Here is a 25565-nt window from a genome sequence, read left to right as displayed (position 1 = left end):
TAATGATTATCCATTACTATGACAGCACAGAAATGTCGAAACAGTTCGGCATTGATATCGCTAGTATTAAAGGATTAAGTATCTCAGCAGGATGGGGAAAAGTTACACCGGGTAACCGTTCCAACAGTCATCAGCATGATGAAACGGAAATGTTTGTTATCTTGAACGGGCAAGGAAAATTAATTGTTGACGGTCACTCATACCCCGTCAAAGCAGGAACAGTTGCCCAATTTGAACCTTTTGAGTCACACGTACTGGAAAATACTGGCGATGAAGATGTGATCTTTTTCCTTCAATATCGTCGCGATGCAGCAAGAGCACAGGCATCGGCCTTATCACTGGAACGCCAAAATCCTAAACGTCCACAGTTTGTATTTTCTACACCGCCGACACCTAATGGCGATTTGCATTTAGGCCATTTATCTGGCCCTTATTTGGGTGCCGATGCCTATGTGCGCTACCAACGTTTGATTGGTAATTCCGCTTGGCATATAACAGGTTCCGACGATTATCAAAGTTATGTGATGGCGCTAGCCAAACGTGAAAAAACCTCCCCTAGCGCAGTAGCTGAATACTACTCAAAAGAGATATTGCAAACGTTGAATATGATGGATATTGAAGTCGAGCAGTATACGGTAACTAATGATTCCTTGGGATATATTGAAGGTGCTCAACGGTTTTTCACACGCACACAAACATCTGGTAAGGTCGCATTCCGAGAAACACCCGCGTTCCGTGACGCAACAACTGGAGAGTTCCTGTATGAGGTAAATATTTTTGGCAACTGCCCAGGATGTGGTTCCAGCACTAGCGGAAACATCTGTGAAGAGTGTGGTGAACCGAATCTAGTCGTTGATCTGGCCTCCCCTGTCTCTAAAATCAGCCAAACTACACCAAAAACGGACAGCATTAACCGTTTTACGTTACCTTTACATGAATTCGAAAAAACAGTGGTGGAGCATCATCAAATAGGACGTGTTCCTGCCAGAATGCGAGAACTAGCTCATCGTGTTTTCTCCCGACCTCAAATCGATCTCCCTATATCTCATATTTCTGATTGGGGAATCACACCAAAAGAGAAAGAAGGTGATGGTCAGGTCATTTGGGTATGGCCAGAAATGAGCTATGGCTTTCTGTACGGTATTGAAGCACTAGGTAAAAAACTGAACCAGCCGTGGAAAGCGGATAAGCCTGATAATTCGTGGAAAATTGTCCACTTTTTCGGTTATGACAATAGCTTTTATCACAGTATTCTCTACCCTGTCCTCTACCGTCTGGCCTATCCAGACTGGCAGCCGGATATTGATTATCACTATAACGAATTCTATTTGCTTGAAGGCAAGAAATTCTCTACCAGCCGCCGTCACGCAATTTGGGGAAAAGAGATCCTCACTCCAGAAAGCGTGGATGCGATTCGTTATTATCTCTGCCTAACCCGACCAGAACAAGAACAAACAAACTTCCAGCTTGATGCTTATAAGGCGGAACTATGTCAGACGCTGATTGGGGTTTGGCAGAAGTGGCTGCACGATCTCGGGCTACGAGTAACTCGCCTGTTTATGGGAAAAGCACCTGATACCGGTATCTGGACAAAAGAACATGTGGCATTCTGGGCTCAACTTAACGATCACTTACGCACCATGACAGACGCACTGAACACCGACGGTTTCTCACTGCGCCGAGCCGCCAAACAATTAAAAATCTTAGTACAAGATACTGTAAATTTCTCCCATAGCCAGCAACGTCTAATGGGACTTGAAATCTGGAAAGATGAATACCGAACAACAATTGCGTTAGAACTGGCTTCCGCACAATTACTATCTGTCATAGCTATACCGTTGATGCCACGTTTTGCTAAACGGCTCGCAATAGCATTGGGTAATGAGATGGTAACCTCTTGGCCGCAACAGGCCGAACTGATCACACCGGGACATATTATTAAGTTAAGTGAAACACTTTTCTTTGTCGCACCCGATACTCAAACAGAAACGTCGCAGTGGAAATGGTTAGTAGAAAAACTAAACACACTAATACCGAACGCTAACATTCAACCGGACAGAATACTTATCAACCTAGGCATCTCTTCATTAGCAGCCGTCACGTTACAATATCAGCTACTGTATGAGCAACAGGTTGATGTTTCAATAGAGACATTATTGCATCAATCCTTAGATACTATTGCTAAACAGATCGCCCAACAGCAGATGCTTCATACCCAGATATCAGGAGGAACAATAGTATGACGGAAGCAGAACTGTTGAAAAATATTGAAGCCGCTGGACTAAAAATCAGTGTGGTTGAAGGTAATCTAAAGCTGGAAGGCGCCACTCAAGCGATCTCCCCTCAGCTTGTAGCAACGATCCGCGAAAGAAAAACGGCGCTTATCGACTATTTAAACCATCGGGTATCCTGTTTTCCGTTAACAACACTACAACAGGCATACTATCGTGGGCGTTCCCCTCTCTTTGATGGCGGAGGCATAGCTAACCAAGTCTACCACGAAATTGAGGGAATATGGGACCTCGATCGTCTCCAACAAGCATTACAGCGCGTAATAGCAGAACATTCTGCACTAAGATTACGTATCGTAACTGATTCAGAGCAATATGAAAGTGATGAAGTGCCGCAGATTGTCCAGCACGATCTCCGAAGCTTATCCATTCAGGAACAACAACGTTTCCGTGAGCGACAGAGAGAGCAGAAATCACATCTGATGCTGTCTCCGCAAGAATCACTATTACAAGTTGAAGTAGCAATTTTATCCGATAACAACATGGTACTCTACGTCAACCATGATGGTATGATTGTTGACGGCATCAGTATGTTCCTACTGTTTTATCATTGGCAGCAACATTATCGTCACGATTTAGAGCATGTCACTTACTTGCCGTTTAGTGAACACATTGCAGTAAGAAAGGAAGAACGCCAACATTCTGCTTATGCACGTTCTCGTGATTATTGGTTACAACGGGTGCCCACTTTAGCTAAAGCGCCAGAATTACCACTAACCAATAAGCTGACCAAAGAGCCAATTCGTTTCCATCAACGTGTGGTGAAGTTAACACCCGAACAGTGGCAACAGTTACAATCCCTCATCCTTCATCATCAACTAACCCCCTCAGCCGCATTAATGACTGCTTACGCGGAAATTCTGTATGTTTGGGGAGCCGGTGAAAATTTCACACTCAATGTCACCGTATCTGAACGCCGCCCAATTCATCCGCAGGCGTTTCGTACCATAGGGCCGTTCTCTGATCCTATGCTGGCCGAAGTTCATCTGGACCATCAACGCTCCTTTGCTGAACGAGCGATACAAATGCAATCACGTCTCCACAACGACATCGATCACCGCTATTTTTCTGGTATTGAAGTCATACAAGAACTGGCTCGGCATCGGGGATTATCCGCCGCGAGAATGCCCTATACCTTTAACTGTACGTTGGGAGCATTAGAAGGTGTCAACGGCAATGCTCTGGAAGGGTTTGGACATGAAATTTTCACCGTTAGCCAGACACCTCAGATACTGTTAGATGCTTTCATATTTGAACAAGAGAATGCTCTAATCATCCGCTTGGATGGTATTGATACCTATTTCCATCCCGACTTCTTAGATGCTTTCACTGCCGGGTTACAACTTCTCTTGCAGTTACTCTGCCAACCGGAAGCATGGCAACAACAATTTTTTGATCTGCTACCTGAAGATCAACGTGAACGACGCCGTCAAGTAAATAGTACCCAAGCTACCCGTGATGACCGTATGCTAGGAGATGATTTTATCGAATATGGCCGACATCAGCCAAATAATATAGCTATTTACACTCTGCAACGGCAGATAAGTTATGGAGACCTGTTAAATCGGGTGGCTGAAGTTGTTCAATGGTTGAAAGTACAAGGCGTTAAACGTAATGAACTAGTCGGGCTTATCGCTAAACGCTCACCTGAGCATATAGTGGGAATACTAGCCATTATTCTCGCTGGAGGGGCCTATTTACCAATCGATGCAGACTTACCAGCTGAACGCCGTAATTTCATGTTACGAGACGGACGCATAAACGTAGTATTAACTAATATAGACATAACTACGAAACTCCCCCAATTCGATTTACGAACACACCAACATCAGCAACAATTTACTTTACCACCTCGTGAAATGCCTTTTTCCGCTGATGATCTCGCTTATGTGCTCTATACATCTGGTACCACAGGCAATCCTAAAGGAGTGATGGTAACCCACCGTAATGTGACTAATGTTATTGCGGATTGCCAGCAGCGCTTTATTATCCAGCCACAAGATCGGTTTTTTGCTATCAGCGCATTTAATTTTGATTTATCTGTCTGGGACGTGTTTGGTGCATTGTCTGCCGGTGCAGCATTGGTGATCCCCGATGCAGATAAAGCAACCGACGTGCAACACTGGGCTATTTTATGCCGTGAAATGAATGTCAGCATATGGAATTCCGTACCGGCCATCGTACGAATGATGTATGACTATGCAGGTGCAATGCCATCTACTGTACGATTGGTGATGATGAGCGGTGACCGCATTCCACCAGATTTACCAGCCGCCTTAATGGCAAAACAACCACATGTCGATTTATGGTCATTAGGAGGACCAACAGAAACCACGATCTGGAATATCTGCCATCCAATTTCCCCACAAGATTGTACCCGAGAGTCAATTCCTTATGGGCATCCTAATGCTAATAACCAATGTGAAATCCGTAATGAACAGGGCATTGAATGTCCGGATTGGGTACCTGGAGAAATCTATGCGGGAGGGATGGGTATTACCTTAGGCTACTGGGGGGATGAAGCACGCACTACAGAACGTTATCCGATTGATACTCAAACCCATGAACGCTTATTCCGAACTGGCGATCTTGGTCGTTATCTGCCTAACGGCGATATCGATATCCTTGGACGGATAGATTTACAAATCAAAGTCAACGGTCATCGCATTGAAACCAGTGAAGTAGAAAATCTAATCGCACAATTTCCAGAAATCAGACAAGTCGCTGTTGTCGCATCAAAAAGCTATAAAGGCGATATCCTTGTCGCTCATTTAGTCGCTAATGAAACTCGCCTTATGCCTGCTGAAGTGCGTCAACGTCTTAGCCTCCGTTTACCCGACTATATGATCCCTTCGCGTCTAATATGGCATACAACACTGCCGCTGAATCAAAACCTCAAAATAGATCGTAACGCATTAAGCCAATTACCGATTGAGGAGAACGCGGTTTCAACACTGATTGAACATGAAACGAAAAACCAAATTGAAAGTACTTTAAAAACCATTTGGCAGGACATTTTAGTAAAAGGATCTATCGATGTTGAGCAAGATTTCTTTGCATTAGGAGGTAATTCTTTGATTGCAATGCGTATTATAACTTCCGTGCGTAAAACCTTTGGTGTCTCAATGCCGTTGGAATCCATTTATCAATTTAATACGGTTCGGAAGATGGCCGCACAAATCGCCGATCAAGAGGTTAACGTATGAAAGAATCCATTATTAATGATATTGTCAACCAAGCACCACAAGCAGGTGGTAATCTTATCATTGCAACACTGGGCGAACATAAGACTGTTCCTCTGACATTGCTTTATGAGATGGCTGGTCGTGTTGCCAACGGATTATTGGCTCAGGGCATAAAAACCGGAGATACTATTGGCATTCTTTCCACTAACCAACTGGAATGGGCACTGCTAGATCTGGCCGCTCTGCGTATAAAAGTCCGTATTGCAGGCTTTGATCCGGAAAAATTTGAAGCAACATCAACATTAGCCGAAAATTACCAGCTAAAATGGCTATTTACTGATAAATCCTATGATAAAACTACCTCTGCACTACGTGATATTCGGGAAATAAATACATTCCTAGAAACGTACCCTGAATCGTTACCCCCAATACACTATGCATTGACTGAAACCACAACCATTAAATTTACGTCTGGCTCTACCGGTATCCCCAAAGGACTGGCTGCAACCATCGGCAGTATTGATTCCTCTTTACGCAGCGTACAAAAAATCTTCTGCCATAAACCTGGAGACTGCTTGTTAGTTTTCTTACCACTATCCCTATTACAGCAACGTTACTGGATTTATTCAGCTTTGAAGTACGGTCATGATACCGTACTAACAAATTATCAATCAGTGTTTACCGTTATGTCACAGGTAAAACCAACAGTCATCATGGGAGTACCCGCTTTTTTTAATGCGATACGCCGACACATAGAGCAACAAAGTAATGACATTAATACTATGATCTTACATGCAAAAGCCTTATTCGGCGACAAAATCCGTTATCTGTGGACGGGCTCAGCTCCCTCAGATTCAGGAACACTACGTTTCTTCCATCAGGTTGGTCTTCCTATCTATGAAGGCTACGGCATGAATGAAACCTGTATTGTCACTAAAAACTACCCAGGTTCACACCGCCCAGGCAGCGTAGGACGCGTACTGGATGAAAAAGAAATCATCATCGACCAAGACGGCAGCGTGTTCGTACGCAGTGATTATCCGGTTAATACTGCCTATCTCTATGCGTCCCCAGGCGCATCAGAAAAAATATTCATTCGCGATGGCTACGTGCGCACTGGTGATATTGGTTACCTTGACGAAGATGGTTTTCTTTACATCAAAGGCCGGGCAGACAATGTCATTGTGCTCGACAATGGTAAAAAAATCGACGCCCAACCAATAGAAGCACGTTTTCGCAACGAAAAAGCAATAGCGGAATGTGTTATTTTCAGTCCTAAACAGACAGATCTTGTAGCCGTAATATCACCATCCAGCGTTCCCGTTGATCATGCCGCGATCCAAGCAGCATTGGAGCGCGTTAACACTGAAGTGGAAAAAGATGAATATATTGCCCGTCTGATAATCGCAGATCAGCCATTCAGTATTGAAAACGGTTTACTAACATCACAGTTCAAACCGATTCGTAAAATGATTTTCGAGCGCTATCAAACTCAACTTTTCTCTTAAGAAAAGGAAGCCCACTATGCAAATCAATTCCAATATGAATCAACTTGAAATCGTCGCCCGCGAAAGGTTAGCCGCTTCATTGACCATTCCTATCACCGCGCAGGCTATAAGCTTGCAAGAAAATATGAGCGATGCTTATGGCTTAACATCACTGAATAAAGTGTTATTCATCACCTCATTGTGCAATAAGATGGAGATCGATTTATCCCGGTTTACAGAAGACGATCTGGAGAATATGCGTACACTTGGCAATGTGATTGATATCTTAAGTGCTCATGCTGCAACGTAATCACATCACACACAGAAAAAGGGTATAAATATGAGCTGGAGAGAGAAAGTATCCACCATTCTGGAAAACGAACACGTTTTATTAAAACCGATTCATGTGAAAGATAAAGCAGAAATTAGAGAATTATCACGTGATAGAAATATATGGCGATATTTTGTGTTTAACGTTAGTAATGACGATGAATTTGAAAGTTTTTTCACCTCAATGCTCAGCGATCAAACTTCCGGCATACGCGCAGTGTATACGGTGGTAGATAAACCCTCAGGGAGTATCGCTGGCAGCATGAGCTTTGGCAATATGGTGGAAAAAGAAGCTCGTCTGGAAATTGGCTGGTCTTGGTTAGGGGAAGCATTCCGCAGCAAAGGAATCAATCGCTGGGCGAAATATTTGTTAATGCAACACTCCTTTGAAGTACTAGGAGCGCTACGTGTTGAATTTAAAACCGACGTACTCAATCTTCAGGCCCGTGCCGCATTACGCAATATTGGAGCAATCGAAGAGGGTGTATTGCGCAGTTTCAATTTTATGCCTAGTGGCCGGCGACGTGATGCGATTTTTTATAGCGTTCTGGCAGAGGAGTGGCCAGAAATTAAAAACACATTACAACAGCATAATAAAATCGTACATCAGATGGAGGTAGAATGACCTCTGTCGTTGATTTTATCACACTTAATGGCGATGCCCTTACAAGGGGCATCCAACATGGTCAACAACAACGAGTAACCTTGCAGGCATTCGCTGATGATGGATTATGCCGTTTAAACCAGCTGAGCAATACCTCTCATTCACTTCAGAGCTTAGCTTCAACTATTTCCGCTTATCGTTCACAAGTAGAAACATGGTTACCCGATTTAGCACAAGAAGTGGAAGGATTAGCCATCGGTGCATCCTTACCACCCGATCTAGCCTGGCTATTACAGCTAAGACGAGAAGTTATAGGTTATAGCAGCATTACAACTGGCGACTGCACCACACTGTCCTCTCTTAAGGGAGTGAGATTATTAGCTCAAACCGTGGATCTGAATGGGAATTTGGACGATTTTATTAGCGTTCTGGATTGCCAAGGACCCCATTACCGCTCACTGCTGCTGAGTTTTGCTGGACTATTAGGCTATTTAGGCTTAAATAATGCCGGGCTAGCAGTCGGACTCAATTTGGTATTAGGAGGAAACTGGGGGATCGGCGTTCCTCCCTACCTTGTTATCCGCCATTTATTGGACAATTGCGTTAGTATTGAGCAGGCGTTGGAAGAACTTAATCGTATCCCATTATCTAGTTCACGCTCATTTACGTTATGTGATAAACATAGAGCTGTATGTGTCGAGAGTCTGAATAACCAATTGCGTATCGTTGAAGATGGGATAACAACTACACATACAAATCATTTTCTTCATGTTGATTTTATCCCTCAGGATAAAATCAACATTTTCGCTAAAAATTCTTCTCTGCATAGACTAGAAATTGCTCGAACACTGACTAACAGAGAACAGATAGATGTTGAAGATTGTTTTACATTGTTTGCTAAACCACCGATTTACGTTGGAAATAACGGTAATATACGTCGTGAGCGTACAATATCCTCAGTCGTTATGTTACCAGAGCAAGGTGTGATGCTATTGTGCCCAGGAAATCCGTCATTGATACCTACACAGCAGTACTCATTACCATCATATATTCGTCATTAAATGAATCTTTAGGGTGAATAACATCTTAATAATTAATTCATAATAATATATTTTTTAGATTATATTAAGAAAGACCCGTGTGAATTAAGCATTCAAATTTCCTCTTTATCAATTAATAACCCTAATCTGATTCTATTAATAAATTCAAAAAGTTAAAATATATAGCATCAAGTGGTAGGACAAAATTATTGCATTATAAGTAATCACTAGTGTACTATTTATTTTCAATATATTTATTAAGTCCGTCAACTTAATAGGTGATAATATGGAACGCGAATATGAATATAAAGAGAATCAGAAAAGATCCCCATTAGAGTCAAAAAATACAACTCATCATAATGCAAACGATTCATTAGAATTAGAACCAGGTAAGCATTCTTATTCTGTGACACCTGCCACTCCACATAGCAAATGGTTTACTTATGAAAACGACACGGAAGTGGAACTTATTCCGAAAAAAATAAGAAAGATACTTTCAAATAAACAGCCTAAAATTATTATTGCTGGTGATGACCATAATAAACCACCGTTTCAATACGCAAAAAATATACCTGACGTTAATAGCAGTTTTAACTCTGGAACGCTTCAACTTTATATTGAGGCAACAGATGAACAGATAAATAAAAATAAACTGGAGTATATACCAAAAGAATTTATGGAAAAATCAAGCTGGTTTATGAATAAAAGTAGGCAGGCTGAAATTGTTGGATGGGAGGATTCAGAGTTATTCAATGCCATGAAAGAGACGTTTGATTTATCGATGACATTAATAAGTGAACCAACGGGGTTTAAAGAAGAAGATATTTCCTCCTTTTATGAATTCTATATGACCGCTATTCAGAGTTTTTACCCAACTTTAAGAAATTAAGTAATGAATTGAATGAAATTATGGCAAAAGCTGGAAATAGAGGAGAGTTATATAAAGTCGCACCAGAAATGGTTCGTTTTACTTCGGGTACATGGAGTAATGAATATATTAATCCAACGTTAGCAGAGAAAATTGCAAAACATGCTGCTGAAAAAGAAAATCATACATTTGTTTTCTCCATAGGAGATGCTCACCTGAGTATTAATCCTATGCAAGAACATTTAAATAAAATGAGGAAAAAATTTAACTTCAAACAACAAATTATATTTACCCGAGATAAGACACCCACATTTCCTGATCATATTAAAGGTGGAAAGAAAAACGGGTAGATAGGTGAAACAATAAATTATTTTAACTTATTTCACTGATAATCACATCAATTTATCAACAAAACTATAAATATAGAAATAAAACGAATTCAATTACCCCAAGCAATAAAAATAACCCTATTCATTATCCCCGACCTGTCATACTTAAAATTGAACAGCCAGAGAAAATAAACATCAGATAACAATCTCTGTTATTAATTGATGTTGTGTCTAAAAATCCCCCTCCCATAATTGTTTTGTTTCACGAAAATTCATTTAAATAACTATTGGATAAATTTTTAAATATAAATAATAACATCTATAAATCATGTTATTGCGGTAGCTATACTTTTCAATAAAAACCAAGTAATAAACACTTTTTATATTTTAAATGTAAATAGTAAATAAAGGAAAAAATCATCAATTTCATTGTTGAACAAAACAACTCAATATCATATACAAGGTGATAAAAATGGAAAAAAAATATAACCGGTCCACTTCAGAATCCAACACAGAGAATACCAATACTCTGGATCGCCATACAGTTGGTAAAACGCCCGGTCGGACTGATGCGCTAAAACCGGGTGATGACTATACACAAGCAATAAAAATTAACCCTAACGGAGGCTTAAAAGTAGACAGTAACGGAATCAGTATTGATTCCGATAATGTATTCCCAAAAGGAATGATTGTGATGTTCTCCGGTAAGGATGCTCCTACAGGCTGGGCTTTTTGTGATGGCAATAATGGAACTCCAGATTTAAGAAGCCGTTTTGTCATGTGCGGTGAAACTCTTTCTGAGGCAGGAAAAAGCGCTAGTAAAGCTAGTGGTAATGGCAATGGAAAAAACTTTTCCAAAAATACAACATCCACTATAGTTTCGGTAAATGTTACTGTGGGAAATACAACATTAACAGAATCACAAATACCTAGTCATAAACATATTGGGGGTATGGCTTATTTTTCTAGTGATGGAATGAAATATGGTCGTGATTATCCTGGCGGCACTGATATAAAACAAATACGTAATGATAAAGAGCCAACAACGACTACTTTCGACAGACCTAATTACGCATATACATCAAACACCGGCGGAGGACAAGGACATAATCACCCAGCAGCAGCATCGTCCTCTTCACATAATCATAGTGTTGATATTATTCCACCTTATTATTTACTGGCTTTTATTATGAAACTTTAATTCCATTGCTCAAGGCGATTTAAATTATCTCTCATTTTCTAACGACAAAGAATATATAACAATGAATATATCCAGTTACTTCTTCCTGAATGAAGAAAACGTTAAATTTAATAATCAATGTTTAAATACATCCATTGGCTACCCTCAACCCATCAGTCAAGATTGGCCTAATCTACCTGTTGAATTCCAAAGACATATTGACGATATTATTAATTTAAATGGTTTTTTATACTTTTTTAAAGGTTCACAATATCTTAAATTTGATATCGCAAAAGCAGAGGTCGTTGATGGGCCGAAGTTTATTGTCGATGGGTGGCCTGAATTAAAAGGAACAGAATTTGAAAATGGAGTAGATGCAGCCATAGAATTAACCACAAACACTGTTTGTTTTTTCAAAGGTAGATATTGTGTAGATTACACCATCGATTTAAACACAATTAAGATGAATACTATTTCAGACAGATGGAACATTACAGAAAAATATGAAAAATTTAGTACTAACCTTGATGCTGCTATTTTATGGCCAAGTATTGATGGAAATTTTATTTATTTTTTCAAAGATGATTCTTTTATTCGGTTCGACCAAAAATCAAATGTACTTGATGCTGGGCCTATCATCATCTCAAGTAATCATGCAGGTTGGAGAGGATTAACTTTCAAAAATGTTCAATCGGCAGTATCGGTCGATACTGATTTATTAGGCAGCAACCGAGACAATAATGGCGTCTGTAGTGGAACATATGGTACTAATGACACGGGTAAACACTGTTTCCAGTTACCTCAAAGCACTAGATTCGGTTTGATTGCCTATACTAATACAGATACTTCGCAAACTGTAAAAGTATATATTGATGATATTCTGGTAGATACATTAACCGGTAAAGGACAAAATAATCTCATGGCGACTAAAGTCTACACATCAGGTACGGGCAAAGTCTGTATTGAGGTTGAAGAGAATAGCAAACCATGCAAACTTCGTTATTTCGATAATATATTTGATAGAAATCCGCGAACAACTATTATCAGTGCTGAAAATGGCGCCAATAGTAATCACAATGATAGCGTGGTGATTTTGAATTGGCCTCTGATATGAACTAGAAATACTTTGGTAAATGCCACTATCAATAAATAAAATCAATATTATTCCGCAAATATATATATATTTAAATAAAAACACTTGATTTAAGATAATTATTGCGCCCTCCGGGGCGCATTTTTTCCTACTCATATGGCTACCGTAAAATAAATAGTATTATTTGGCGGATTATCCTGATTTTATTCACTCTTAAAAATTTACAAATAATTTCAGACGAGAAATATGAGGTACTCCCCCCACTAATAATGATACCGACAAGAAAGAATAATAAATCGATCACCTTACACTACCCAAACGGTGCGAGCCAGCTTAATTGACCATCCCTCACAATTGCCACACAGGGGTTGTAAGACGAAATTTCCGGCTTACAACCCCATTCAGGTGACTAAAATTAGTATGCCACTACAACTAGACGAAGTACGCCTAGTGAATAACTCGTATTTCTATTTGCAAAAGTGCTGTCAATTCAATCAAACACTGCTTGTAACACATTGTTTGACCAATAAATATTATTTATGAGAGTAATATCTCGTTCAGATGAACAGGTATCTGCGGTCAATGGGGTAGTCTCAGAAAACGTCAATAGCCTTGGTCTTAGCTTAGAGGGAGTAGAAAAATCACAATATAATGCCAATGCGAGTACTCCATATAATCTATTTCTATTTATAGAATTAACTATATCGTCAAAATAGCCCGCATTTGAACCTGCATTATTCGACATTTCATATGCATAACTGCTTAGGCTTGACCACCGGTTGGTTAATCTGACCAAACCTCCTCCTATCTGCACATTATTATCATAGTTGCTAGTTATAAACGAAGATATTCGGCTAAATCTAGCTGATTCAGCCACAGCGGTAATCAATGTCATAAGAGCTCTTGCTGCTAGAGGTTCTACTGTTCCTGAACCATTTTGCCTCCATAAAGTCGTAATGGCGCTATTGATGGTTTCATTGCTCACAATTGTTTCTTCTCTTGTACGGTTAGCCCGTCTAAATAAATCAATATAACTTGAAGAAATATTTAAATTTAAAAGGTTTGTCTCCGGAACTGTTATGTTGGAAAATTCAGTATCATTGAATCTGTAGAATATCCCAGCAGAGACAAATCCCACCATATACAAATTAGTATTTGATAATATAAGATCAATAACATCCCCATTATTACTTATGAGGTGAACTGATGTATATGGTTCAGTAGGATTAAGGACAAGTAATCCGGGAACATTAGGTAGGGGGCTCCCTACTATAGATCTAAGATTCTTAATGGATTTAATATAGTTTTGAGCATCTGAATAATCAAAATTGACGCTCTTAGAATATACTACGTTACTAAATAAAAAGAAAAATAAAATCAAGTACCTGTAAGAATTTTTCATTCCGCTCTCTTCTATTATGATTAGAACTTAATATTTCAATTAGTCTTAAAGTGTCAATTAAATGAAGAGCCCCGCCGCAAGCAGCGGGATATCTTAAAACATTGAAACAGTACTACCCATCCCATTTACATTAAATGGAAAAACTTCTGCGGAAAGGATTCCTCTGAGCCGCTGTTTACAACAATGCCCTTTATTCTGGTATAACTTATTCACGATAAAGTGTAACCGCATATAAAGGTTTGTACTCACTACCATCACCTTCGATGGTTATGTCTACTTTTGTACCAATAATTTGAGCTGTCCTTAACAAATGCATCATCTCCTGATTGCAGTCATCTAAATAAAAGCCCTGTCCATATCCAATTGAATTTAAATATCCCCAGCAGTGTTTATCTGAATTAGCTTTAAGCCACTGAACATAGCCAGATATCGTGTACTGTCCCGAGAATGATGGTGCAGAAAATAAAGACAAAGCAATGAAAATAGCACTGATTTTTTTATTCATAAATATTCCATTAAAATAAAACTACTATAAAATTAGTGAAAGGATATCGATTTACCCATCAGCCAAAAATTCTCCGCCTCAGAGTATCTTTTTCATCTGAGGACAACGCTTGAATATTTCTCTTGCTGTCAGACTTTTTATCAGTGCGACAACCTTTGCCACGCTGTATATTGGTATTATTAAGGCTTCTATAAGATTTGGATAGAAATCATCCCTCCGTTCTATTTCAATCCTTTTTAATGGAGTAATTTGTTATTCTATCGTCTATATAAAATGGCAAATCCAGAACAAAAGCAATCTGTGCTTTCTGAACAGCATTATCATGAATTTCCACTTTTTTACCATCCTTAGTTAGGATGTAGTTATACTTGCCTACTACAATTCCCACCTCTTTCACTTTAACAAACTCCCCGTTAATAGATTCGCAGTCACTACAATTGTTTGCCCAAGATTTATTTGCCAACAAGGAAAAACAAATTAGACTAGAAAAAGAAAGTTTCGAAAGAGTCCTCATACAACACCTCATTTCTGCTACATTTAATTTTAAAAAAAGAGTTTCGAAAGAAAATTATATAACACCTGTTTATGATATATTGAATATTAAAATTCAATATGTATATTTAACTACATTTTTCCTCGGTGTTTCTCTCATTGTACACTCAAAGCAAGATCGCGAATATTTTTAATCAAAAATAAATCCGAGTGTAGTGGTCAACTAATACCGAATCTAATAAGCAAAAAATAACGGTACAATCTCAGGCTAAAAAACTATTGCGCCATCCGTGGCGCACTTTCTTTATTTTCCCTACTTATAATGACCGTAAACCATCCAATTTAATTAAGCAGTAGCATCTGAAATCAGTTGAGTTGCCGGAACATCCTGCCCAAATCCTCTCAGCCCGACCACATGAACATGTTCGTGGTTGTTAAATACTTTACGCACCAGTTTATAGGTGGTCCCTTTTTCAGGGCTGATATTTTCTGGCGCAGCGATAATTAACTGCATTTGTAGCCGTTCGCATAATTCAAACAGAGTGGCAATGGATTTAGCATCCAGACGCGCCGCTTCATCAAGGAATAGCAACCGGCAAGGGGAAATATCTTTACCACGCAGACGGCGGGATTCTTCTTCCCAACTCTGCACCACCATCACCAGAATGGACATACCGGTCCCAATCGCTTCACCGGTCGATAACGCCCCACTCTCTGCTTTTAACCAGCCATCAGATCCACGGTTAACCTCAACGTCCAGTTCCAAGTAGTTACGGTAATCCAGCAACTCTTCACCTATGGTTTGCGGCAAGCGCTGCCCCATATCTACTTGCGGATTCAGGCGCTGATAAAGTTTCGCCATTGCCTCCGAGAAGGTCAACCGCTGGCTGTTAAATAGATCCTGATGCTGTTCCTGCTGTTCAGAAAGCACATCCAGCAATATCGCATGGCTTTCACGCACGTTTACATTCAACCGCACACCACGAACTTGTCCGAAGGAGACCGCTTGTAATCCCTGATTTAGCATTCGGATACGGTTCTGTTCACGCTGAATGGTTTTGCGGATGATATTCGCCACACTTTTTGAACTGATAGCCAATTTTTGCTCGCGAGCGGTCAGCTCTTCTGTCAAACGGGCCAGCTCGATTTCCATCTGTTCAATGGCATCAACCGGATCGTCAGTGCGGATAATATCTTGGCGAATGCGTTCACGCAGGTGCTGATAAACAGCAATGAAAAACTGAATTTTACGCTCAGGGCGTTTTGGATCTTCGGATAAACGCAGCGCATCGCGTAGATGTTCGTTATCAGCGACTGCCAGACGCAATGCCCCTAGTGCCTTATCCGACATGGAACGTAATGCGCCCCCCTCCATATATGCCAGTTCACGGCGATGCAGACGACGCTCAACACCGTTGTCTTTCACCATGCGCATCACTGAGCACCAACCCGCTTTGGCAGAAACCACCTGCTCACGGATTTGATAGTAATCGCGTTCCAGTTTACGCAGTTTTTTCTGCAAGCTATCCATTTCCGCTTCGCAAAAGGCAATCTGCTTCTCAAGCTGATTGACTCTGGAACGGTTAGCGCTAAGCGCTTCATGCAGATGATCACGACGTTCACGAGCACGCGCTTCTGCATTAGCATCCGCCTGAACACCGAGCGCTTTCATCTCCTGTTGCAACTCTTTCAGCATATCCTGTTTGGTTTCGTAAGAGCTTTTTAGAGATGCCAGCACTTGGTTAAATTGGGAATATTGCGCTTGCTGTTGACGCAATTGTTCGCGGGCGCGGCTGCGGTCCGATTCTGCATGTTCCAGACGCTGACGTAGTTTGTCATTCAGATCCGCATTTTCGTTGAGCATACCGGCAGAATCGCTGTAGCTAAAATGCGCACGGCGCTGTACCACTTCCACCAGCGTAAAAGCCCGTTGTTTAGCTTGATGCTGGCTCTGTTTGGCGGTTTCATAATCCTGTTGCAACTGTTGATGCTGCTGTGGATCGCTTTGCAGAACAGCAACCATCGGCTCCAACTTCACCAGTGCCGAACCATGCCGTTGCAAGAAACGGGCGGCTTCTTGCGCTTCATCCAATTCTTCACGTATTTCTTCTACGCGATCAATTAAGGTTTCATCTAACAGTAGCGTGATTTGAGGGAGCAGGCGATTTAATGCGGTCAGGCTCTCTTTAGCCTGAGTATATTGCTGGCGCTGTTGTTGAGTCTGCTCTTCAAACCGGGAGAGTTCCCGCTCTAACTCTGTACGCTGCTGTTTCAGTTCGCGGATTTCCGCTTCTGGATCGGTATCAAATGCCACAGAGAGGTGTTTACCGACAAACTGACTGAACGACTGATGAGCACGCTGGATTTTCTGCACATCAAAAGAGAGCGTGGCATAACGCTCTGCTAAGGTATCGCGCTCCAAATTCAAAGTTTCTAAACGGTTTTCTCTGGCAGCACGACCAAACAACGGCAATTCAGGGTAACGGGAATAACGCCACTGACGATCAGAGGATTTGACCAGTACCGCATTTTGCTGCTCTTCGGCATTAAATACGCTGTCATCAAAGGATTGCGGATCTCCTTCAATTAAATAGAGATCTTCCGGGCAATCTTCCAGCGTTTCAAGCTGTGGACGCACCAAAGAGAGATCTGGCACTACAATGCCGTGGCGGGCAGGCCCATACAGGGCGGAGAAGTACGGTGCATCATCAATGGTGATATCGTCATAAATTTCTGACAGCAAAACTCCGCCGAAACGTTCCGCCAATGCAATCATTCGGCTGTCTTCCGCACCACTTGGCTGACTGAGACGTTCGATTTGCTTTTCCAACTCACGTTTCTGTGCGGCAACTTCATCACGCTCTACCGTGGTTTCACGTTCGCGCTCAAGTAGTTGCTGCATATATTCCGTTACGTCATTACTGCTTGCCAGTGTTTCACCACTCTGTTCGCACAGTTGATGCAAGGTATCCTGTGCAGCCAACCAAACTGGCGCACGGGCAGTCAATGACTGAATTTTCTGTTTCAGTTGTTCAAGCGTCTGACGCATCTCCATACGGCGTTCACCGCTTTCATTGACACTCAGACTCAACGCATCCTGCCGGGCTTCCAGTTCATTTTGCAGCGCCTCCAAATCTTCGGCTTGATACTGTCGCCCCTGACGCTTACAAAACTCGCTTAATAAATCCTCAGCATCCTGTTGGTTGTTCAAGCGCTGTTCCAGTTCAGCCAATCGCATTCGCAATGGTTGCACACGATCCGCCAGATGTTGCTGCGCCGGCCAATCACGCAGCAATTCACGGGCGCTCTGCCATGCTTCACTACGGCTGATTTCACCAACCATACTTTTGACTAATTGATACGCCTGTTCGAACTGAGTATGCGCCGCATCTGCAACACTTAATTTCTGCTCTAACGCCAACAGGGCTTCTGTCGCCTGTTGCTCTTTAGACTGAAAAGTTTCCAACCATGTTTCTGCATTATCCGCAGAAAGATCCGGTAGCCGACACAGCTCTCGGGCACGTTCCAGTGCCTGTAACGCCTGTTGATATTGAATAGCGCGGGTTTGCTGAACATCCAATGCCTGCTGGTAATCCGCCAATTGGCTTTTCAGCTCATCGACTTCCTGTTCTGCCGCTTCCGCTCTGGCTTCATATTCAGCCTGAATTTCCGCTGCTTCTTCAACAACCTCAGTTTGCTCTTCCAGACGATAAGAGAGTTCTTCCAGATCCCCCTGATAACGGTCAATTTTTTCCTGCTGACGCATGGCTGTCTGCACCAGATTCAGGTGATCACTGGCTGCCTGATGATCAGCTTCTAAATCAGTAGCGGCGCCATTCTGTTCAGCTAATTCTCGCGCTATTTCTACATGACGATACCGCTCAGTCGCCAGTTGCCTATGGCTGCCAAACAGTTCTCCACGCAATGCTAATGCCTGATCCAGATGGGTGCGACGTTCATTGGCATGGCGCATATAATCAGCGGAAACGTAAGAAGTCGCTTCGGTGATCAAGTGTTTGAACAGATCGCGATCAGATTGGGTTACCCGGATAGCTTCCAGTGTTATACGGTTTTCACGCAGCGCCGCTTCCATATCCTGAAATGCCTTCCGAACCCCACTGTTTTCCGGCAGCAAGTAATCGCGCAGGGAACGGGTAATGGCGCTGGAAATACCGCCATACAGGGAAGCTTCGATCAGACGATAGAATTTACTGCGATCACTTGCTGAACGCAGGCGTTTGGGGATCACCCCCAAATCAAACATCAGCGCATGGTAATCGGTGATGGAGTTAAATTGTTTGAACTGCACGCCTTCCATTTCATCAAGGCGATCTTTCAGTTCATTTAGCGGCAATACACGCGCCTGCCTTTCACCCACATTTTCAGTTAATAGCTGCGTAGGTTGAATAACGGTTGGCAAGCCTTGAATCATAAAAGGTTTGATATCGACCTTACGGTCACGCCCCGCAACTTGTTGCAACCTCACCCCGACGATGACCCGCTGATGCCGAGAGTTAAGCACATCCAGCGTTGAGTAACAGACCCCCGCACGCAACTTGCCGTGCAAACCTTTATCACGCGAACCGGAAGTTGCACCGGCTTCGGTGGTGTTACGGAAATGCAACAAGGTTAAATCAGGGATCAGCGCAGTGACAAAAGCCGCCATCGTGGTGGATTTACCCGCCCCATTGCCGCCTGATAAGGTGGTCACTAATTCATCAAGATCAAATGTTCTGGCAAAAAAACCATTCCAGTTAACCAGCGTCAGTGAACGAAATTTACCGCGTTCAATCATGGTTGTTCATCTCCCGCATCTTCTGCTGAGTTATCCGGTGTTTCATCATTTTCACTCTCATCAAGCGATAAGCCGCCTTCAACCGGCATTGCCTCACCGTCACGGATCATCCTCAGTTGGACTTCACGAGGATCGTCGCCGCTGCGTACATCCGCACCAAAACGGAATACCGCCTCAGTAATGGTAAATTTGTTGCTGTCATTTGGCAGGAAATAGACCATGCCCAGACGACGCAGGCGGTTCAGTGCCGTGCGCACCTTTTCCTGCAATTTCTGTTTATCCAAATCGGAACCGGAAGAGCGCTGGTTGACAAATTTCATCAACTTGCCTTCATCCGCCAGTGAGATTAGCTCTTCGTATAACTCTTGAGCAGTAAAAATCCCCTGATTAGCCAGACGTTCCGGGCTGAGATAGAGATAACAGAGAATTTTTCCTACCATCATATCCAGCTCTGATAATACCGAGCGCGGGATCAAGGTCGTTGAACGGGGACGCAGATAGAAGAAACCTTCCGGCGCACGGATCAACTCCACATTATAACGGGCGTAAAATTCCTCCAATTGCTCCTGAAAATCCATCAGATAAGCGTGATTATCAAGATCATCCATTCCGATATGACGACCCGCACGAAGCTGGCTGTCCAGTTCCGGGAAAAGTGAATTGGCTAACGCCTGCGCCAGTTTAACTGGCATAAATTGTTCAATATGTGTCGATGACATGTGCCTGTACCTTGGCTCCGTAATCATTAATCGCTAACCATTCCGCTGGCAACCCAGAGAAATCCGCTTCTGCCACACCCAATCGTACAGCCTGATCCACCAAAATACGCGCCACATCAAAGTGACGAGAGAGCGGATGCTGAGCAAGGTAATCCCTTAACACTGCCCCTAAATCCAGTGGGCGCTGTTCCTGCCGATATATCAACAGCGCTTTTTCAATCATTTCCGCCAGTTGTTCGTTTATTTCACTGAATTCTTCATATTCCAGCGCTAATGGCAGTTCCCCCGTCACTTCTTCATTACGTAACGTCAATTCTTCGTCCCGCATATCGAGCAAACGTTCAGCGTTAGCAATGGTGAGGCTCCACGGGTGATCAAAATAATGTTGAACCGATTGACGTAAACGCTGAGAAAAAATACGGTTTTTATCCATATCAATCGCAGTACGGATAAATTTGTGAACGTGACGATCATAGCCAATCCATAAATCAATCGCCTGCTGGCCCCAACTGATAATACGGTCCAGTTTGCTTTGCAGATCAAATACCAGTTTATCAACCAGTTCTGATCCGCCGCTGTCCATGTTGGCTTCCTGAATACGCAGCAAATTAGCCTGTAGTTTATCTCCCGCCGCTTCCAGTGTGTCCTGGAGTTCCCGCAACGTACCTGATGTTTCGGATAACAGTTGCTCACAGTTGGCAATCGCGGCCTGCCAATCTTGATTCAGCAACGCCGCAATATCTTCTTTAACCGAGCTTTGCTGCTCATCCATGACGCGCTGAGACATGTCGATGCTATCGAAGATTTCTGCAACAGAATATTTCAGCGGCGCAAAAACATTACGATGCCAGTGAAATTCATCTCCCCCTTCCTCCGCCGCTTCCGCTGCCCGGTGCAACTCACCCGCCACCACCGAAAGTTGCATCGAAAGACGTAAGGTAGAAAATTCCCGCTGGCGAATGTAGTAGTCGCTGATACTCATCCCAAGCGGGGTTAAGCGATAAATTGCATTGCTCTCGGCCAATTCACTGGTAAAACGGTTAAGAAGTTTCTGACGCACCATGTCATTAATGGCATTGTTGGCCCGCACAGCGACAGATTCTGTGGTCTGCTCAAATCCTTTGCAAACTTCACGAAAGGCATCAACTAGCTCCTCTTCGCTCATCTCACCATCCAGCCGCTCGCTGTTCAACACCGCAATTGCCATCAGAAAAGCCAATCTTTCTGCGGGCAAGGAGATGGAAAAATCGTTTTTCCTGGCCCAAGACACCAGTTCCGGGACAGTCTGGGAATATTCACTCATAATTTGTCCTTTAAACTGTTAAAGCAGGCTTACGCGCCATGACATGAATGTAGCGCCCCAAGCTGATATAAGGCTCCTGTCGGCAATAACGCTGTTCCAATTCCAGCAATGCCGGAAAGTTTTCGCTCTGTAATTGGCGATTTTGCAAATAATCGTGAAAAATGCGCACACCTGTTTTGCCGGTAATCGTCATATTTAATTCATCAAGCCATTGATATACCTGTTCCGGCGCCAATGGATTCTGAGGCGATAATGAACGTTTTCTGCGACGCTGTATATTGGGTGTCGCCAAATGAAAATTACCTAAAATAGCATTACGCATTACCAAACCATTGGCATTGTAAAACATTAAAGATAGAGCGCCACCCGGATTAATGATATTCATTAGCACTTCTATTACATATTTCTGATCGGTAATCCATTCCAGTACTGCATGAAATAATACCAAATCTACCGGCTGCTCTATATATTGGCTAATTTCCTGTACCGGGCTTTGTATAAATTGCATATTTTGGCTGACCCCTTTTTGTTCTGCGGCCAGCCTTGCCCGCTGGATCATCTCTTCTGATAAATCACACAATATCACTTGATGACCCAATTCAGCTAATTGGCATGCCATATTTCCCTCTCCGCCGCCCGCATCTAAAATACGCAATGGACGTTGAGGTAATTGAGCCAGTAATTCGCTGATATCCTGCCAGACAACGGCTTGCCTGATTTTACCTTTGGTTGTGCCGTAAATATTACGAGAGAATTTGTCTGCAATATCATCGAAATTGCGATCCCGCATGAAAAACTGCCTCACTAATGGAATATACCCTTCATCTTTCAAGCTGCTGCTTTGTTGGCTGCTTTCACTCACCCCAGTCACATCGTTATCTATGCTCCTGGGGATTCGTTCACTTGCCGCCGCGCTGCAACTCGAAATCTATTAGGTATAGATCTGATTTATCTGTTGAGATTTCATTACACTGGCTGCTATTTTGGCACAGCATTCGTTGATATAACCACTTTTGACAACAAACTGTGAACCACATGGCTACAATTCAACCAAATTAAGGTAAATAAATGCAATTTTTATTTAAAAAGTATCTCGGCGCAATGGTAATGCCTCTGCCATTAATATTGCTAATTTCATTTGCCGCTTTATTACTGCTATGGTTTACCCGTTGGCAAAAAACAGGAAAAACGGTTCTGACATTCAGTTGGCTCACGCTACTTCTGCTAAGTTTACAACCTGTTGCCGATAAGCTGCTGTTACCATTGGAATCGGTTTATGCTAACAGCGATCAATCCGATCCCAGTCACATCAATCCACCGGTTGATTATATCGTCGTTCTTGGCGGCGGCTTCACTTATAACCCAAATTGGGCACCCAGTTCAAACTTACTTAACAACAGCTTGCCGCGAGTGACAGAAGGCATTCGCTTATATCGCTTGAACCCCGGCTCTAAAATGGTCTTTACCGGTGGTAAAGGAGCGAATGTTAAAAGCAGCGCCGAAGTCGCCGCTACCGTAGCCCAGTCGCTCGGCGTGCCCGCAGAAGATACCATCGCACTGACAAAGCCAATGGATACTGAGCAGGAAGCCAATGAGGTTGAGAAACTGATTGGTAAACAACCCTTTATTTTAGTGACTTCCGCCAATCATATGCAGCGAGCGATAAATTTCTTTAAACAACATGGGTTGAACCCCATTCCCGGCCCAGCTAACCAATTAGCGATCACTTCACCATTACATCCTTGGGAAAAATATCTGCCCTCAGCTTACTTTCTGTCTCATTCGGAACGAGTATGGTATGAAACTTTAGGCACCCTCTGGCAACGTATTAAGCCGTCGAAAGATCCAGAACACCCACAAAAATCAGAACATTCTCAACCAAGAAAAAATCCTCAAACTACTTCTTAAAGTAAAAATAGATGGAGAAACGAAAGCGCAATAGAAATAATATGCAATAGAAATAAACAGCAATAAATGACGCGCTTTCGTTAACCCAAAAATAAGTTCAAACAGTTAATCAAATTTCAGCAAACATTTTTCTGATTGCGGCCAAATCTTCCGGGGTATCAACGCCTACTCCCGGCGCTTTTAATGCAATCCCCACATGAATTTTTTCTCCGTACCAAAGTACTCGCAGTTGCTCCAGCATTTCAATCTGTTCCAACGGGCTTGGCTCCCATTGTATATAGCGACGGATAAAACCCGCGCGATAGGCATAAATACCAATATGGCGCAGGAAATGATCGCCAATCGTTTCCCGTGATTGAATAAAACGGTCGCGCTCCCAAGGAATTGTCGCCCTGGAGAAATAGAGCGCATAACCCTGTTTATCCATAACGACTTTCACAGCGTTAGGGTTAAAAGCTTCCTCTGCATCATGAATCTGCACGGCTAACGTTGCCATTCCCGCGTTGCAGCCTGCCAAATTCTCTGCAACCTGTTTAATAATCTCTTCGGGAATCAGCGGTTCATCACCCTGAACATTAACGATAATTTCATCATCGGAAAATTGATATTTGTTGATAACCTCAGCTAACCGCTCGGTACCAGAATGATGATTTTCGTTGGTCAGACAAGCCTCTCCCCCCGCCGCCACAACCGCATCAACAACGTCATGATTATCTGTTGCTACAATGACGCGCGCAGCACCTGAACGCTTCGCCCGCTCCATAACACGGACAATCATTGGTTTGCCGTGAATATCAGCCAAAGGTTTACCGGGTAAACGGGTTGAAGCAAAGCGGGCTGGAATAATAACGGTGAACATACCTTATTTTTCCTCATCCAGAGGTAATTCACGGGCTTCGTGATCTAACAGGACGGGAATACCATCACGTACAGGAAACGCAAGTCGATCCAACTTACAGATAAGTTCAAAATTTTCTTTATCGTAGCTGAGTTTTCCGTTACATACAGGACAGGCAATAATTTCGAGTAAACGGTGATCCATACATCCTCCAATTATGGAGCTTTAATTTAGTGCAACTTAGTGCGGCCCAGAATAACATAAGCTTGGTATCATCGTTAACTCTTGTTATTTGATCTTTCGATCCCTTTCCCAATATCATCCACTGAAAAGTCAGGTAAGTTGGTGAAAGTCCAAAACTATCTCGGTAGGCGTAATTGGCACAATCCCAAATTGCCAATAAATCATCAATATAGACGACAAACAAAAACCGGAGAGTAAACGCCATTATCAGAAATGACTCATTTCGCTACTCTCCGGGCTTTACCAAAGGTACGTTCAAAAAAACGATTACCTTTGTTTGCACATGGTTCAATGCTTCCTCTTTACTACTTAAAGAATGGTAATAAAATAGCTTGATTTTAATAGGGTTTTAGAATGCAATCACATCTGCCGCGGTTAAATCATAACCTTTGCGAATAATTGAAAATTCTACATTCTGCCCTTCTGTGAGTGACTTGTTTTTGGTATTAGCAATCGCTTTTCTACTGACGAATATGTCTTGTCCTCCATCCTGCGGAGAAATAAAGCCATATCCTTTACGCTCATCAAACCATTTCACTCTACCCATCTTTAATTGTAATGTCATGATAACTCCCCCATTTATCCATCTCACAATAATTTAATTCATTGTTTTTGATGTTTTTTACCCTTCATATTAAGTTTTCGAATAGAACCTCATCTCAGTTTTAAAACCTTGAAATACATTTCATTCGAGTAGTGTATTGTTTAAGTAACAGATACGAGCGGATATCCTACCAGAATCGCACATGTCTGAACCAAGAATACACAATAGTTGTTTATCCAAAATGGATAGTTTTAATATCATGTAACAATGGCGAAAAATCAAATAAATCTGGAAAAATTACTGAATTGTACGAATTGAACTGTACGAATCAGCAAAGCGAGAACCGCTTTGGCAGACAGCAGAAGGGCAATCCCTCTGTTGACCAGAGGGTTGTATAAACTGCTTAGGC

Annotated in this window: 21 protein-coding genes; 11 read left to right on the top strand and 10 right to left on the bottom strand. The window is 42.3% G+C overall.

Features of this window, described 5'->3' with window-relative positions; genetic code table 11:
* Window positions 1-2 precede the first annotated feature (2 nt).
* The 10 genes from V2H77_RS14365 (at window position 3) to V2H77_RS14320 (ending at window position 12428) form a co-directional block, all read left to right on the top strand.
* Window positions 3-2243, top strand: a complete 2241-nt coding sequence (locus V2H77_RS14365) for a class I tRNA ligase family protein (protein ID WP_341499336.1) — start codon at window positions 3-5, stop codon at window positions 2241-2243.
* A complete protein-coding gene (locus tag V2H77_RS14360; protein WP_341499335.1) occupies window positions 2240-5497 on the top strand; it encodes a non-ribosomal peptide synthetase in 3258 nt (1085 codons plus the stop codon). The genes V2H77_RS14365 and V2H77_RS14360 overlap by 4 nt, the downstream gene beginning before the upstream one ends.
* Window positions 5494-6984 carry an AMP-binding protein gene (locus tag V2H77_RS14355; RefSeq protein ID WP_341499334.1) on the top strand — a complete coding sequence of 497 codons (1491 nt, stop codon included), beginning with the start codon at window positions 5494-5496 and terminating at the stop codon, window positions 6982-6984. The genes V2H77_RS14360 and V2H77_RS14355 overlap by 4 nt, the downstream gene beginning before the upstream one ends.
* A gap of 16 nt (window positions 6985-7000) precedes the next feature.
* Entirely contained in the window at window positions 7001-7273 is a 273-nt protein-coding gene (locus tag V2H77_RS14350; RefSeq protein ID WP_341499333.1) for an acyl carrier protein, read from the top strand.
* Between the two features lie 30 nt (window positions 7274-7303).
* Window positions 7304-7918 carry a GNAT family N-acetyltransferase gene (locus tag V2H77_RS14345; RefSeq protein ID WP_341499332.1) on the top strand — a complete coding sequence of 205 codons (615 nt, stop codon included), beginning with the start codon at window positions 7304-7306 and terminating at the stop codon, window positions 7916-7918.
* Entirely contained in the window at window positions 7915-8958 is a 1044-nt protein-coding gene (locus V2H77_RS14340) for a C45 family peptidase (protein WP_341499331.1), read from the top strand. The genes V2H77_RS14345 and V2H77_RS14340 overlap by 4 nt, the downstream gene beginning before the upstream one ends.
* 265 nt (window positions 8959-9223) lie before the next feature.
* Window positions 9224-9826, top strand: a complete 603-nt coding sequence (locus tag V2H77_RS14335) for a hypothetical protein (RefSeq protein WP_341499330.1) — start codon at window positions 9224-9226, stop codon at window positions 9824-9826.
* Window positions 9827-9846: 20 nt separating this feature from the next.
* Complete coding sequence (locus V2H77_RS14330; protein WP_341499329.1) at window positions 9847-10155, top strand: hypothetical protein; 309 nt, start codon at window positions 9847-9849, stop codon at window positions 10153-10155.
* 451 nt (window positions 10156-10606) lie between these two features.
* Window positions 10607-11335, top strand: a complete 729-nt coding sequence (locus V2H77_RS14325; protein WP_341499328.1) for a hypothetical protein — start codon at window positions 10607-10609, stop codon at window positions 11333-11335.
* Window positions 11336-11396: 61 nt separating this feature from the next.
* Entirely contained in the window at window positions 11397-12428 is a 1032-nt protein-coding gene (locus V2H77_RS14320) for a fucose-binding lectin II (RefSeq protein ID WP_341499327.1), read from the top strand.
* 469 nt (window positions 12429-12897) lie between these two features.
* Here V2H77_RS14320 and V2H77_RS14315 read toward each other — a convergent pair whose 3' ends face one another.
* From V2H77_RS14315 to cmoM, 7 genes are all read right to left on the bottom strand, one after another.
* Window positions 12898-13809 carry a ribosome-inactivating family protein gene (locus V2H77_RS14315; protein ID WP_341499326.1) on the bottom strand — a complete coding sequence of 304 codons (912 nt, stop codon included), beginning with the start codon at window positions 13807-13809 and terminating at the stop codon, window positions 12898-12900.
* Between the two features lie 205 nt (window positions 13810-14014).
* Entirely contained in the window at window positions 14015-14314 is a 300-nt protein-coding gene (locus tag V2H77_RS14310) for a hypothetical protein (RefSeq protein WP_113024944.1), read from the bottom strand.
* Between the two features lie 226 nt (window positions 14315-14540).
* The gene (locus tag V2H77_RS14305) at window positions 14541-14828 is read right to left on the bottom strand and encodes a hypothetical protein (RefSeq protein ID WP_341499325.1); all 288 of its coding nucleotides are present in this window, start codon (window positions 14826-14828) and stop codon (window positions 14541-14543) included.
* A 324-nt stretch (window positions 14829-15152) separates the two neighbouring features.
* On the bottom strand, window positions 15153-19601 hold the full coding sequence (gene mukB, locus V2H77_RS14300) for a chromosome partition protein MukB (RefSeq protein WP_341499324.1): 4449 nt from the start codon (window positions 19599-19601) through the stop codon (window positions 15153-15155).
* Window positions 19598-20320, bottom strand: coding sequence for a chromosome partition protein MukE (mukE, locus tag V2H77_RS14295; RefSeq protein WP_341499323.1), 723 nt, complete (start codon window positions 20318-20320; stop codon window positions 19598-19600). The genes mukB and mukE overlap by 4 nt, the downstream gene beginning before the upstream one ends.
* A complete protein-coding gene (gene mukF, locus V2H77_RS14290; protein ID WP_341499322.1) occupies window positions 20301-21623 on the bottom strand; it encodes a chromosome partition protein MukF in 1323 nt (440 codons plus the stop codon). Before mukF ends, mukE begins: the two co-directional genes overlap by 20 nt.
* Window positions 21624-21633: 10 nt before the next feature.
* A complete protein-coding gene (cmoM, locus tag V2H77_RS14285) occupies window positions 21634-22413 on the bottom strand; it encodes a tRNA uridine 5-oxyacetic acid(34) methyltransferase CmoM (protein ID WP_341499350.1) in 780 nt (259 codons plus the stop codon).
* A 278-nt stretch (window positions 22414-22691) separates the two neighbouring features.
* On the opposite strand from cmoM, the gene elyC reads away from it, so the two are divergent.
* Window positions 22692-23531 carry an envelope biogenesis factor ElyC gene (elyC, locus tag V2H77_RS14280; protein WP_341499321.1) on the top strand — a complete coding sequence of 280 codons (840 nt, stop codon included), beginning with the start codon at window positions 22692-22694 and terminating at the stop codon, window positions 23529-23531.
* A 109-nt stretch (window positions 23532-23640) separates the two neighbouring features.
* On the opposite strand, the gene kdsB is transcribed toward elyC, so the two are convergent.
* The 3 genes from kdsB to V2H77_RS14265 all read right to left on the bottom strand — a co-directional run bounded on the left by kdsB (window position 23641) and on the right by V2H77_RS14265 (window position 25177).
* Window positions 23641-24390: a 3-deoxy-manno-octulosonate cytidylyltransferase gene (kdsB, locus tag V2H77_RS14275; protein WP_341499320.1), complete on the bottom strand. Its 750-nt coding sequence runs from the start codon at window positions 24388-24390 to the stop codon at window positions 23641-23643.
* Between the two features lie 3 nt (window positions 24391-24393).
* On the bottom strand, window positions 24394-24573 hold the full coding sequence (locus tag V2H77_RS14270) for a Trm112 family protein (RefSeq protein WP_049585246.1): 180 nt from the start codon (window positions 24571-24573) through the stop codon (window positions 24394-24396).
* A 388-nt stretch (window positions 24574-24961) separates the two neighbouring features.
* On the bottom strand, window positions 24962-25177 hold the full coding sequence (locus V2H77_RS14265; protein ID WP_341499319.1) for a cold-shock protein: 216 nt from the start codon (window positions 25175-25177) through the stop codon (window positions 24962-24964).
* Window positions 25178-25565 lie beyond the last annotated feature (388 nt).

Origin of the sequence: Photorhabdus sp. P32 (assembly GCF_038085095.1) — a bacterium.
Lineage (GTDB): Bacteria > Pseudomonadota > Gammaproteobacteria > Enterobacterales > Enterobacteriaceae > Photorhabdus > Photorhabdus luminescens.
Note: the sequence above shows the minus strand (reverse complement) of the source record. Positions and strands in the feature narration are given on the sequence as shown.